This window comes from Haladaptatus sp. AB618 (genome assembly GCF_024136965.1).
Classification (GTDB): Archaea; Halobacteriota; Halobacteria; order Halobacteriales; family Haladaptataceae; genus Haladaptatus.
Window position 1 is genome coordinate 148,168 of the sequence record NZ_JAMYJX010000007.1, and the last position, 12,383, is coordinate 160,550.

Genomic DNA, 12,383 nt, shown 5'->3' on the forward strand with positions numbered 1-12,383 from the left:
CAGGGATACCTCGTCAAGTCGAGAGGAATTCCTTTCGTTCGGCCAATTCTCGTCCGGTCAGAACGGTCGTAGAGAGCTATATTTGATTGCGTGTCATACAGTTATTCGGGGGGAAACGATGACATCGACACGACAGAGCAACGTCGAAACGGTACAGCAAGTGTACGACGGCTTCAATGAGGGAGATCTTGACTCCGTGCTGGCCACGATGGCCGACGACATCGAATGGGTCGAACCGGAGGGGTCCCATTTTAGCGGAGTCTACCACGGTCCTGATACCATTCGAACGAACGTCTTCGAACCGGCCAGAGATGATTTCGAGGCATTTGATGTCGAACCCGACCGGTTCGTAGACGCTGGCGACACGGTCGTCGCGCTGGGGGCGTTCCACGCCACGACCAACGCGGGAGAACGATTCGAGAGTCCGTTCGCTCACGTCCATGAGTTACAGGACGGCAATATCACTCGCTTCGAGAATTATACCGACACAGCGCTGTGGCAGTAGGCCGCGGGCGCGTCTTTTTTGAGATACCCGTGCATCGAGCAACCGGAGTACGATGGGTGCGATAACACATTCCGCCAGCGTGCAATTATCTTCTATCCGGTTCTACACGTCTCTGACATCGAAACAGACATTTGACTGAAATAACGCTTACGCCCCCGCCCCCCGTTTTGTAATCGTATCCGTGATCGATCGACCAATAACCGAAGAAAAAGCCTACGCGTACATCACGCGTAAGGCCGCGCAGCCCCGCCAACTGCTCGTCTTCGAGCACGCCAACGAGGACGTTGGCGTGCAGGTCCCGAAAGGGACAATTGAGGACGGGGAAGCCCCCCACGAGGCAGTCGTCCGCGAAGTGCGAGAGGAGAGCGGTTTGACCGACTTCGATTCCGTCCGCCCGCTCTCCACGGACGTGTGGAACCATCACGAGAAGCCGAAAGCCTACCGGCGGCACTTCTTCCACCTCGTCGCCGACGAACCGCGCGACGAGTGGCGACACAAGGTCACCGGGAGCGGGGAGGACAACGGCGTCGTCTACAGCTACTTTTGGATTCAGCCCGGCACGTGTTCGCTCGCCCGCGACATGGACGACTACATCGAGCGAATTCTGGAGTGAGTTCGGGTCGCGTTTGACTACGGTTCGAGCGACCGACAGCGGTCGATCCATTGCATTTCGAAGGTCTCGTTCGTGACGACTCGTCCAGTAAGGTCCCCGATCTCCGTGACGCCTTCATCCTCACACCACGAGACGCACTGTTCGTACATCGCCATCGGAATCTCGTCCGTGTCCCGAACGACGCGAAGTTCGTCAGCACCCGAGAGATGAGCGACGAACGCGCGGGTGTGTCCGTCCGTGAGCGTCCACTCGCCGTGGATTTTTCGCACCGGAAGCGGGTCGTACTCCGGCGCATCGAAGTCGAGCCACTGTGTCACGAGAGATAGTTTTAGTCCGTTTATGTACAACTGACTGGGTCGAACTTCGGACAGCGGCAGGGCGAACGGTTCGGCCACGAGCATACGTCAACGTTTATCGGCGAAAATGCCGTCGGTAGACGTATGTCCGACATGACTCACGACGAGGCCATCGTCAACGGCGTCCGTCTCCACTACGTCGAAGCGGGTGATGGCCCACTCGTCCTCCTCCTGCACGGCTTCCCCGAATTCTGGTACTCGTGGCGCGACCAGATTCCGGCCCTCGCCGAGGCAGGGTACCACGTCGTCGCGCCCGACATGCGGGGATACAATGTCTCGGAGAAACCCCACGACGTCGAATCGTATCGAGTTGAGGAGTTGGTCGGCGACGTGGTCGGCCTCATGGATCACTTCGGCAGGGACGAGGCGTACGTCGTCGGCCACGACTGGGGTGGTGCCGTCGCATGGGAGGTCGGAATCCGCCACCCCGAGCGCGTCGCCAAACTCGCCGTCCTGAACGCACCGCACCCGGGACGGTTCCGCGAAGTCCTGCGGACGCCCGCACAGCTCCGACGTTCGTGGTACATGTTCTTCTTCCAGTTGCCGTGGCTTCCGGAGGCGTATCTCTCCGCCCGAAACTACGGCTCCATCGAGGGAATCTTCCGGGACACCCCGGTGAACTCGGATGCGTTCAGCGAGGCGGACGTCCAGCGTTACGTCGAGGCCGCTTCTCAGCCCGGCGCGTTGACGGGGTCCATCAACTACTACCGCGCGCTGTTCCGCGACGCCGTTCCGACGGGACTTCGGTCCCTCGTCGGCGGGTCGAGCCACTCCCTCGACGTGTCGGTACCGACCCTGCTGATTTGGGGCATGGAGGACTTCGCGCTCGGCAACGAGTTGACCGAAGGGCTGGACCGTTGGATTCCCGACTTGCGAATCGAGCGCCTATCCGACGCCAGTCACTGGGTCCAAAACGACCGGCCTGAAGCGGTGAACGACTCGTTGATCGAATTTCTGTCCGAGTAATCGGTTCGAGTGGCAACCGGCCCCTTCCCACACGCTTGCGATGACGTGGGTGCTCAGGTGCTCACCGGAGTTCTCGTCCCCGAACGAATCGCAACACGCCCGTTCCGATGCCGTAGCCGAGGAACGATCCGACGATACCGATGATTCCGAAACCGACAGCCAGTGTCCACAGCGGTGCTTGGGCGGTCGTTGGTTGACCGACGAGCACATGCGCCCCGACGACGATGGCGTACAGGACGCCGGGAGCGAGACCGACGGCGAGGCTGGCGAGGTAGCCGCCGCCGCGGAACGCGCTCGCGCCGGAGACGAACGGTGGGGCGTAGAAGAGCGCCACGGGAAGGAGCGTGTCAGCCAGTGTCGAACCGCTGCCAAGCGTCACGACGAGGAGGAGCGCGAGGACGATTCCCGCGTACCCCCCGACGAAGACCCACCAGTGTCGATTGCGACCCTCCGACCGCCCCCAGAGTTCCGAGACTGTTGCCATCCCGTCGGGGTGCAACGGCAAAGAAAATAAACTTTCATCCGAAGTAGCACGTTTCGACACCGGTCGAGTAACAGTTTTCCCGTGCCCCTTCCAATCATGAACAAGCATGACATACAGTGACACCGAGGTGTCATCTCGGGCGGAGCTGCGTGCGATTCAGGACGAACGACTGGCGGAGACGGTCGCACACGCCTACGAAAACGTCCCTCACTATCGTGACGCGTTGGACGAAGAGAACATCTCGCCCGACGACATCGGGGGCGTCGAGGACGTCTCGAAACTCCCGTTCACGACGAAGGAGGACTTCCGCGACAACTACCCGGACGGGATGTTCGCGGTACCGCGCGCGAAGTTGGCCCGTATTCACGCCTCGTCGGGGACCACCGGGAAGCCGAAAATCGTCGGCTACACGGACTCGGACCTCGGTATCTGGCGCGAGGTGATGGCCCGGTCGCTCCGTGCGGCAGGCGTCGAACCGGAGCACGTCGTTCAGAACGCCTACGGCTACGGTCTGTTCACGGGCGGCCTCGGGTTCCACGATGGCGTCGAGGAACTCGGCGCGTGTGTCATTCCAGTGGGTGGTGGCAACACCGCCCGACAGATCGACATGTTACTGGACATGGAAAGCGAGGTGCTCTCGTGTACCCCGTCGTACTGTCTCTACCTCGCCGAAGCGATGGAGGACCGCGGCATCGACCCACACGACCTCGCGCTCGAAACCGTCATCATCGGCGCGGAACCGTTCACGGACCCGATGCGCGAGGAGATCGAGGAAGCGCTCGACGTGACCGCCGTGGACGTGTACGGTCTTTCGGAAATCATCGGACCGGGCGTTTCCATCGAATGTGCCGAAGCACAGGATGGCCAGCACATCTGGGAGGACCACTTCTATCCCGAAGTCATCGACCCGGAGACGGGCGAATCGCTTCCCGAAGGAGAGGAAGGGGAACTCGTCATCACCAGTCTGACGAAGGAAGCCCTCCCCGTGTTGCGCTACCGAACCGGCGACATGACGACGCTGAACTACGAGGAGTGTGCGTGCGGACGGACGATGGTTCGCATGGGCAACGTCACCGGCCGCGCCGACGACCTGCTCATCGTTCGCGGCGTGAACGTCTACCCGAGCCAAATCGAGGAAGTGATGATCGATCTGGACGCCGTCGCGCCACACTATCGCATCGATCTAACGCGGGACGGCCAACTCGACAGGATGAAGATTTCCGTCGAATACCACGAAAACTTCGAGGACTCACCCGCGGAACTCCGTGATCGGATCGATGCCTGCCTGCGCGAGATTCTCGACGTGAAGCCCGACGAACTCGAAGTGGTCGAACCCGGCACCCTCGAACGAACCGAGGTCGGCAAAGTCAAACGCGTGTTCGACCACCGCTGACGCGGCCACGACACGGTTCGATGTCTTCCAACGGTTCGCCGGCGCAACCGCGGGCGAGAAGACCGAAGCGACGTTGTAATCGGAATCCAGCGACGTTCGTCCGAAGTCGGTCAATCGATCCGGTTCGGAATCAGTTATTTGGAATCAGTTATTCGGTCCGGAGCCAGTTACTCAACAGCGACTCGCGCCCGTTCCGTCGTTCGACGCTGATGACGGTGCTGTGCGCCGAGGAGCGAACGTCCTCGGTCGTAGAACCGAAGACGAACTCACGAAGTCGGTGTTTCTGCGGTGCACCGATAACGGTCACGTCGTAGTATTGGGATTGGTCGATGATTGCCTCGGCAGCGTCGTCGGCCTCCAAAATCCACTCGTCCACCCCTTCGAACTCGTCCAGCCGTTCGTTCGCCGCAGTGACGTATCTCTCCGCGTCCGCGAGGAGTCGTTCGTCCCCTGATTCGGGAACGACGTGGAGCAGTTCGACCCACGCACCGTGCTTTTCGGCCAAACAACGCGCCGTGTCGACGGCCCGTCCGGAGTGTGGGCCCCCAGCGACCGGAACGAGGATCGAAGACACGTCGCGTGACGTGTGTGTCCCACCGACCGAGACGACGTCACAATCCACACTGCCACCGACGCGTGTCGAAACGCTTCGGCCGAGGGAGGTCGGCAACAGGGATTCGGATTCGGCGACGACGACGACATCGGCCGAGAACTCCTCACACACGTTCCGTGCGATGGCCGAGACCGTCCGCCCGACGCGAGCCGCCGCCCGAGTCCGTATTCCGGACGACGAATCCACCACCGTTCGAAGCCTGTTTTGGGCCACCTTTCGCCGCTCTTCGAGCACCTTTTCCTCGAGGCCGAGCGGGGTTCCGGACGACCGGATGGCAACGTTGACGAAGACCAGCGTCCCACCGCGAGCGTCGGCGAGCGCCGCCGCGAACGAAATCGCCCGTTCGTCGTCCGCTCCGTCGGACAACACGACGACGTTCCGCCGCGATGGCCGCCCGCCGGTCGTCGCGTACAGTAACGATGGAGCCCACGGCATGGGACTCGTGTTCATATCCCACGCGATTTGCTGAAACCGTATAAATCACACTATTATCTCCGTGAGTTATGAATTTAAGAATAGATCGGCGATTAAATCTTCATTTTCGTCAGATGAACGTTTCGAATTGGGTCACATCCAACGGTTTTCGAACAAAATGTACTCTCGATTGTATTCTTAGCGGAGTGGTGAAAATTCAAACGAATTTTCCAATAAGCACGATCCATTGACGGGTTAGCGGGGGCTGCGGTACGGGAAACGGTCAGGGTTTGTACACTCGGCCACGGAATATCGCGACTTCCGCCAGACCGTCGTCGTCCGCCGTGACGTCGTCCACCGTTTCCGTGTCCTCCCCGTTCCCGTCCGATCCGTCTTTCTCTACACAGACATCGACTCTGTACGTCCCCGTGCGCCGCGTCTCGTCCTCGCGCTCGGCGATTGCGACGAGCGTATCACCGACGTCCGCCGCCGCGAGATACGAGATGTTCGTCTCCAGTGCGAGCGCAGTCTCACCGTCGGAATTGGACGCGGCGGCGAACGCCGCGTCCGCGAGCGAGTACACCAGACCGCCGTGGGGCGTCCCGTGGAAGTTGAGCAGTTCGTCTCGAATTCTGAGCTCGGTTCGGGCGTGGCCCGATTCCAACACCGTGAGCTCGATTCCGAGGGTTTCACAGAACGGGTCGCTCGCGATTCTCTCGCGCCTGTCGTCCGGAACGTTCGCCATACATCGATTCAGTGCAATAATTACTTATATTCTTGCCGAGTGGATTTCGACATGCCTTACAGCTACGAACCGCACCACTTCGAGGACTTCGAAGAGGGCCAAACGTTCGAGAGCGTCGGCCGAACCGTCACCGAGTACGACTTCGTCCAGCACTCGGCGTTCACGGGCGACTGGACGGAACTCCACACCAACAAGGAGTACGCCGAGGACGAGTACTTCGGCGAGCGCGTCGCCCACGGCCCGATGACGTTTTCGCTGGCCACCGGGTTCGTCTACCGCTGTGGCTTTCTGGAGCGGACGGTTCTCGCGTTCCTCGGCATGAACTACATGGACATCCCCGCCCCGGTCAAGATGGACGACACCATCTCGCTCGACATGGAAGTCACCGGAACCAAGAAGCTGTCGAGCCGCGACGACGCCGGTCTTGTCACCATCGACACCACGATGACGAACCAGGAGGACACCGTCGTCTTCGAGGGAGACATGAAGTTCCTCATCAAGACGCGGGACTGACTCGGATCGCTGCGAATCGACGAAAGTCACACTGTAAATTTCGCTCGGTGGTTGCGTTTCGACCCCCGACCTGTCCGAACATCCTTTATTTCCCCGAGTGAACAACCGGACATGGCTTCCGACGCGCTCGTGATCGCCGTCGTCCTCGTGACGTTCGGCCTGCTGTTCTTCAACCAGATCCGCGTCTACCCCCTCAGCCGGTCGTTGACGAGCGCGACGGGTGCGGTCGTCGTCCTCGCCATCGGGGCCATTTCCCCCGACGAGGCACTAGCGAGCGTGGACACGAGCACCCTGCTCCTGCTGTTCGGCATGCTCGCGCACGTCGAAGCGCTCTCGTTGAGCGGCTTCTACGGGTGGGCGGGATCGTACCTCGTTGATTACACCGGCACGGCCCGACGGTTAACCGTCGGGACGCTCGTGCTCGCGGCCGTCCTCAGCACGTTCGCGCTCAACGACGCGACAGTTCTCCTGCTGACGCCGATTCTCGTGAAGGTGGTCCGGAACGCCGACGTCGACCCGATTCCGCCGCTCATCGCCGTCGTCCTCGGCGCGAACATCGGAAGCGTGGCGACGCCGCTCGGCAACCCACAGAACGCCTACATCCTGAATAAGAGCGGTCTGACGTCGGTCGAGTTCGTCACCCATCTCGCACCCGTCGCGTTCGTCTGCCTGCTCGTCGCGGCGCTCGTCCTCGTTCCAATCACGACGTCCGGAGTTCCGCTTCCCGAGGTTCCCGTCCCGGATATCGACGAGGAGTGGGCACTGTCGAGTCTCGCCTTCCTCCTCGCCACGTTCGTGCTTCTCATCCTGTTTCCCGACGCTGACCCAGGGATCATCGCGGCATCGTTGGGTATCCTCCACATCTCGTGGCTTCAGTTGTTTCGGCGGGTTCCCGGCGAGGACGTGCTCCACGGGATGGACTGGAGCATCATCGTCCTGTTCGTCGGCATCTTCATCCTCGTCGGCAGTCTGGAGCAAACCTCACTCATGAGCGTCGTCGGCGGGTTCGGTGATAGTTGGCGATTCGCCGGACTCACGTTCGTCCTCTCGAACCTCATCAGCAACGTCCCGGCCGTCGTCCTGCTCTCGTCGGGCGTGTCGGGAGACGCGGGGTGGCTGGTCCTTTCGGCGGTCAGCACCCTCGCCGGAAACGCGACGCCCATCGCCAGCGCGGCCACGCTCATCGTCCTCCAGCAGGCCGCCCGACGCGGCGTGGACATCTCCATCGTTCGACTGTTGTCGGTCGGACTCCCGGTTTCCATTCTCACGAGCGCAATTGCGGTCTTCCTGCTGCACGCCGGAGTATGAGACGGCGGGCGAAGAAGTCGATCAGCTTTCGTACGTTCGGTCGATACCGTGACGACCCAACAGATGGTGGACGATGTTGAGCTCCCAGTTCCTGCGGGTTGCGAGGGAAGTTTCGTATCGGGTGCTCTCGACGATGAATCCGGGCACGCCGAGATCCGCATCGGTCTTATGAACGAGGTACGGTCGCGTCCCGTCGATGGTGTTCCCGCGCTGGAACCGGTAGTAGTCAGGGAACGAGTCGTCGAGATGATAGCGATTCATGTACTCCGCCGTTTCGACCGCGTCCTCGCTCGCCCCCGGGGCGGTCGTCGGATAGATGGCTTGCCCGACGCCATCGGGGCCAACGTCCTCGCGATAGATCCCCTGTGAGCTGTGGAGGTTGATCACGATGTCGGGATCGTACGACGCGATGACGCCCCAAATCGCCCGTGCGAGCGGCGTCGTCGGTGTTTCACCTGGTGGGAACTTCCGGTTTAAGTTCCCGTTGTCGTTGAAATAGGTCCCACGTTCGATGGCGACCGGGTTCGCTCGTGGAATCGTAACGAGCGTTCCACGGTTGATCGACCACGTTTTGATGCCGCCCGCCGCTTGATAGCCAGCGGGTTCGTTACCTTGAATCCCACCGACGACTACGGCGACCGGTCCTTCTGTTTGAGTATCAGTGATGTACACATCGGTTTCGTCCGGCGTCCCCTCGCGGATAGTATACGTCGTACGAATCGCCTCACGAGCCGCACTTTCAGTAGCGAGTACAGTGGAAGTCCCTGCGACGACAAGACCGGTACGGCGTAAAAACGAGCGGCGCGTTCGAGATGGTGCGGCGACATCATTCGACTCTTTTCCAACCATAGGAAAGGATATTAATTTCCCTGTTAAAACTTATTCGATTAAGTTAAAAGAATTTTAATATAGATATATGTTTAAATGGTGTACATCTGGTTTGTGGGTAATGGAGATTGTGAGAACATAGTTCGACTCGTTCGGAAACGGCCCTCGTGGCCGGGACACCTGTCGTTCCCCGTTTACCGCAACGCCACGTCGTCGAAGACGGCCCGCTGGCCGCAGTCGAGATACGCGTCGTAGCCGATGCCGCCGGAGGACCACGTCGCGTCGCTTCCCCCGACGTGCGCGATGCGGTTGCCGTCGGCGTCCCGAAGCGTCGCCATGTGGTTTCCGTCCTCGCTCCAGTCCACGACGAGTTCGTACCATGTCTTCTGCGCGAGGGTGTAGCCCGTCGAATTCGACCCGAGTCGGTGGGCCGTCCCGTTCTCGTATCGGAAGAGGATGAGGTCGGCGTTGGCGATGTCCACGCGGACGAAATACCGACTCGAATCGTTTTGGACGCCGTACGAGAGGTTTACGTCCGCTGCGCCGCCGTCGCCGCGAAGCCAGTAACTGACGGTGTCGCCCGCCGCGGGATACGCCGGAAGACCGTCCATGCTCGTCATCTCCGTGACCGTGTCCCCGACCGAGAGCGCGCCGCCCCTGCTTCGAGTCGGCGAGGAAACGACGCTCGCCCCGGATTCGCCCCGGTCGAACGAATACGCAGAGAGGGTGTCGTCGTCGAACCGATCGATCGCCGTGTTCAGGTCGTCCGGACACGATGGGTGGGCACATCGAGTGGTGCCGACCGAGTTGTTCTTTCGTATCACGTCGCTGGAGTGATCGAGGACGATGGCGTCCCCGGTCACGTCGAACGAACTCCCCTTCACTTTGCTTCCGTCACAGTACTGCAGGAGAACGCCGTCCCGGTCGTTGCCGGTTTGTTTCACACAGCAGGACCAGAAGACGGAGTTCGGTCGCCCGAAGGCACGAAGTGCGGCGCTGCCTGGATTCCCGCTTCCCGTGTGATCGGCATCGCCCTTTACCTCGACGCCGGAACAGACGACCGGCGCGGGCGTGGATTCCGGCTTCACGGCGTACATCGCCGCCGTGTCGTCCGTGCGGATTCGAATCCTCGTGTCCCGAATCTCGGTCGTTCCGCTTCCGGCGACGACGATACCACCGTCGCTCGCCGCGTCGGCGACCTGCACCACGTCGCAGTTCTCGACCGTCGCGTCGTCGGCGAACAGCCAGATGCCGCGCATGTTCGTCGGGAAATCCGGGTCCGAATGGGGTTCTTTGACGACGACGCAGCAATCCCGAACCGTGCCGCCCGACCCGGCGAGGCGGACGTTCGCGATGTTGTTGTTCTTGTACAGTCCGCCGTTCACCGTCACCGTCCCGGTGCTCTTTTTCGACTCGTAGAGGCCGTTGTTCGGGAACCCCTCGATCCAACAGTCCCTGCATTCGAGGCTCCCTTTCGTGTATTGGTGGACGAAGAGGCCGACCGCACCGCTGCCGTCGGGTGCGCCGTCGGGAGCGTGGAGTCCGTCGATGAGTCCCGATCCGTCCTCGGTGAAGATGCCGAAGATGAACGGGCCTTTCGAGCCGTCGTGGACGCCGCGATGGCGCAGGTCCCGCACCAACAGGCCGTCGTCCACGTTGATCTGCATCCTCGGCGCTTCGGGCGCGTTTCCGACCTCGTGACGGAGGCCTTCGTACTGGATGTTGGACGACCCGCTCCCGCCGAGCGAGAGCCACGACGCACCGGAACTCGACGTGACGTCGTCCGGCGTGTCGAGGACGATAGTCGCGCCGGATTCGACGCCGACCATCCCGAAGTCGTGGAGTCCGTTTCCGTAGTCGAACGTATACTCGGTGACGCGGAAGGTCCCCTGCGGGAACTCCAACTTCGTGTTGCTCTCCAAGTGATTTCCGAGGATGTCGTCGATCGGTTCCTCGCCGGTGGGGTCCATCCCGAGGTCGTCCACCACGTCGTAGGTGGTATCGTACTGGAACTCGTCGGCGGTCACGGTCTGGTCGGTTAGGTCGGATGAATCCGTGTCCGCGTCGTCCGGCGTGGTAATCGGGGTGGCTAGCCCGGTGAACGTACCAGCCGCGGCCAGCGAGCCGGTCGCGGCTTTGAGGTACGTCCGCCGGTGGAGCGTCGCGGTTCGTTCGCTGGGTGTGTCAGGTGTGTCGGGAGTCTCGGGCATCTTCAACAGAGAGGGAAGAATAATCCATAAAATCAATTCGTGATTTTATTACTAAAAATAGTAATCATTGTCAGTAGTGATATAGCTACATCCATCGATCTTCGGTTCCATCCGACGGTTAGCTCCGTGTCGTCCATCTTTTTCACCTCTCCTGCGAACTCTCAGGTATGACGCTCGACGTACTCGCCGAGGAGGACGAGCCACGAATCATCGACACGCACGCCCACCAACCGACGAAGGAGTTTCTGGAGGACGCGGGCGGGAAGATGATGGAGGACGCGGCGAACAAGTTCGGCGCGAAGATGGAGACGGACACCTACGACTCGCTGGTCGAGGAGTACCACGAGGCGGGCATCGGGAGAACGATCCTGCTCGGGTGGGACGCCGAGACGAACACCGGCAACCCGCCGGTGCCGAACGACTACGTCGCCGAAATCCGCGACGAGTACGACGACTTCTTCATCGGCTTCGGCAGCGTGGACCCGCTGAAGGACGACTGTGTGGAAGAAGCCCACCGGGTCGTCGAGGACCTCGACCTCTCGGGGTTCAAGTTCCAGCAGATCGCACAGGGCTTCGACCCGAGCGCCCCCGAACACGAGGAACTGTTCTCGACCATCGAGGACCTCGGCGTGCCCTGCGTCTTCCACGGCGGTAACTCGACGCTCGGCGCGGGCGCACCCGGTGGCCGTGGACTCAAGATCAAGTACGGGAACCCGATGATGATAGACGACCTCGCCGCGGAACACCCCGACTTGCAAATCCTGCTCGCCCACCCTGCCTTCCCGTGGGAGAAAGAGCAACTCGCCATCTGCCAGCAGAAGGGCAACGTCTACATGGACCTGTCGGGGTGGCTCCCGAAGTACATCGACGACCAGGTTCTCCACTACGCGAAGACGCTGTTGCAGGACAAGGTTATGTTCGGGACCGATTACCCGATGATTCGACCGCAGAAGTGGCTGGACCAGTTCGAGGAGTTGGATTTCCCTGATGACGTACAGCGCAAAATCCTCTGGGAGAACGCGGAGGAATTCCTGGACCTCTGAGCGGGGAGCGTCATACTCTCCGCAAGCCGCCGATTTCAGGCGACGTATAACAAAGGCGGTTCGACCGTGACGTGCCGTAATGATCGAAGACCGTGCGGTATTCGAATTGGAGGCCCCTCCCCTGACCGAACTTCCTTCGCCGCGGACGAAACTGGTGTACCTCTATCTGTCCGTCGTCGGCCGCGCGACGGTCGAGACGATACACGATACGCTGGGGATCGGATATTTGGAACTCTACAGTTCCCTGCGTATCCTCCGGGAGCGTGATTTGGTTCGAAACGGGCGGAACGGATTTTCCCCCCGAAACCGAGCCGATTTCGATGGCAGTTCCATCGGCGAGCAAATCCTGTGATGGACAGTAACGGAACCCAGTCGAACGTTCTTCCTCCACA

General features: G+C 60.9%; 14 protein-coding genes. 8 read left to right on the forward strand and 6 right to left on the reverse strand.

Annotated elements, in window-relative coordinates; all coding sequences use genetic code 11:
- Positions 1-118 precede the first annotated feature (118 nt).
- Together NKF26_RS19330 and NKF26_RS19335 are read left to right on the forward strand one after the other, a co-directional pair.
- The gene (locus NKF26_RS19330) at positions 119-505 is read left to right on the forward strand and encodes a nuclear transport factor 2 family protein (protein ID WP_253226316.1); all 387 of its coding nucleotides are present in this window, start codon (positions 119-121) and stop codon (positions 503-505) included.
- A gap of 181 nt (positions 506-686) precedes the next feature.
- Complete coding sequence (locus tag NKF26_RS19335) at positions 687-1,118, forward strand: NUDIX domain-containing protein (protein ID WP_253226317.1); 432 nt, start codon at positions 687-689, stop codon at positions 1,116-1,118.
- Positions 1,119-1,135: 17 nt separating this feature from the next.
- Here the strand turns inward: NKF26_RS19335 and NKF26_RS19340 are convergent, their stop codons facing one another.
- Entirely contained in the window at positions 1,136-1,519 is a 384-nt protein-coding gene (locus tag NKF26_RS19340; RefSeq protein ID WP_253226318.1) for a hypothetical protein, read from the reverse strand.
- A 39-nt stretch (positions 1,520-1,558) separates the two neighbouring features.
- Between NKF26_RS19340 and NKF26_RS19345 the strand changes: the two genes are divergently transcribed.
- A complete protein-coding gene (locus tag NKF26_RS19345; RefSeq protein WP_253226319.1) occupies positions 1,559-2,440 on the forward strand; it encodes an alpha/beta fold hydrolase in 882 nt (293 codons plus the stop codon).
- Between the two features lie 61 nt (positions 2,441-2,501).
- Here NKF26_RS19345 and NKF26_RS19350 read toward each other — a convergent pair whose 3' ends face one another.
- Positions 2,502-2,924, reverse strand: coding sequence for a hypothetical protein (locus NKF26_RS19350; RefSeq protein WP_253226320.1), 423 nt, complete (start codon positions 2,922-2,924; stop codon positions 2,502-2,504).
- Positions 2,925-3,030: 106 nt separating this feature from the next.
- Here NKF26_RS19350 and paaK point away from each other — a divergent pair, with 106 nt between their 5' ends.
- Positions 3,031-4,317, forward strand: coding sequence for a phenylacetate--CoA ligase PaaK (gene paaK, locus NKF26_RS19355; RefSeq protein ID WP_253226321.1), 1,287 nt, complete (start codon positions 3,031-3,033; stop codon positions 4,315-4,317).
- Positions 4,318-4,465: 148 nt separating this feature from the next.
- On the opposite strand, the gene NKF26_RS19360 is transcribed toward paaK, so the two are convergent.
- Together NKF26_RS19360 and NKF26_RS19365 are read right to left on the reverse strand one after the other, a co-directional pair.
- Positions 4,466-5,380: a universal stress protein gene (locus NKF26_RS19360; protein WP_253234763.1), complete on the reverse strand. Its 915-nt coding sequence runs from the start codon at positions 5,378-5,380 to the stop codon at positions 4,466-4,468.
- A gap of 247 nt (positions 5,381-5,627) precedes the next feature.
- Positions 5,628-6,089 (reverse strand): PaaI family thioesterase, encoded by a 462-nt coding sequence (locus NKF26_RS19365; protein WP_253226323.1) that lies wholly within the window; start codon positions 6,087-6,089, stop codon positions 5,628-5,630.
- Between the two features lie 51 nt (positions 6,090-6,140).
- On the opposite strand from NKF26_RS19365, the gene NKF26_RS19370 reads away from it, so the two are divergent.
- Together NKF26_RS19370 and NKF26_RS19375 are read left to right on the forward strand one after the other, a co-directional pair.
- Positions 6,141-6,602, forward strand: coding sequence for a MaoC/PaaZ C-terminal domain-containing protein (locus tag NKF26_RS19370; protein ID WP_253226324.1), 462 nt, complete (start codon positions 6,141-6,143; stop codon positions 6,600-6,602).
- 111 nt (positions 6,603-6,713) lie between these two features.
- A complete protein-coding gene (locus tag NKF26_RS19375; protein ID WP_253226325.1) occupies positions 6,714-7,910 on the forward strand; it encodes an SLC13 family permease in 1,197 nt (398 codons plus the stop codon).
- Between the two features lie 21 nt (positions 7,911-7,931).
- Here NKF26_RS19375 and NKF26_RS19380 read toward each other — a convergent pair whose 3' ends face one another.
- Together NKF26_RS19380 and NKF26_RS19385 are read right to left on the reverse strand one after the other, a co-directional pair.
- On the reverse strand, positions 7,932-8,582 hold the full coding sequence (locus NKF26_RS19380) for a M99 family carboxypeptidase catalytic domain-containing protein (protein ID WP_253226326.1): 651 nt from the start codon (positions 8,580-8,582) through the stop codon (positions 7,932-7,934).
- Between the two features lie 350 nt (positions 8,583-8,932).
- Complete coding sequence (locus tag NKF26_RS19385; protein ID WP_253226327.1) at positions 8,933-10,948, reverse strand: right-handed parallel beta-helix repeat-containing protein; 2,016 nt, start codon at positions 10,946-10,948, stop codon at positions 8,933-8,935.
- A 167-nt stretch (positions 10,949-11,115) separates the two neighbouring features.
- Between NKF26_RS19385 and NKF26_RS19390 the strand changes: the two genes are divergently transcribed.
- Both NKF26_RS19390 and NKF26_RS19395 read left to right on the forward strand, forming a co-directional pair.
- The gene (locus NKF26_RS19390) at positions 11,116-11,991 is read left to right on the forward strand and encodes an amidohydrolase family protein (protein ID WP_253226328.1); all 876 of its coding nucleotides are present in this window, start codon (positions 11,116-11,118) and stop codon (positions 11,989-11,991) included.
- A gap of 79 nt (positions 11,992-12,070) precedes the next feature.
- Positions 12,071-12,343 (forward strand): helix-turn-helix domain-containing protein, encoded by a 273-nt coding sequence (locus tag NKF26_RS19395; RefSeq protein ID WP_253226329.1) that lies wholly within the window; start codon positions 12,071-12,073, stop codon positions 12,341-12,343.
- The last annotated feature ends 40 nt before the right edge of the window (positions 12,344-12,383 follow it).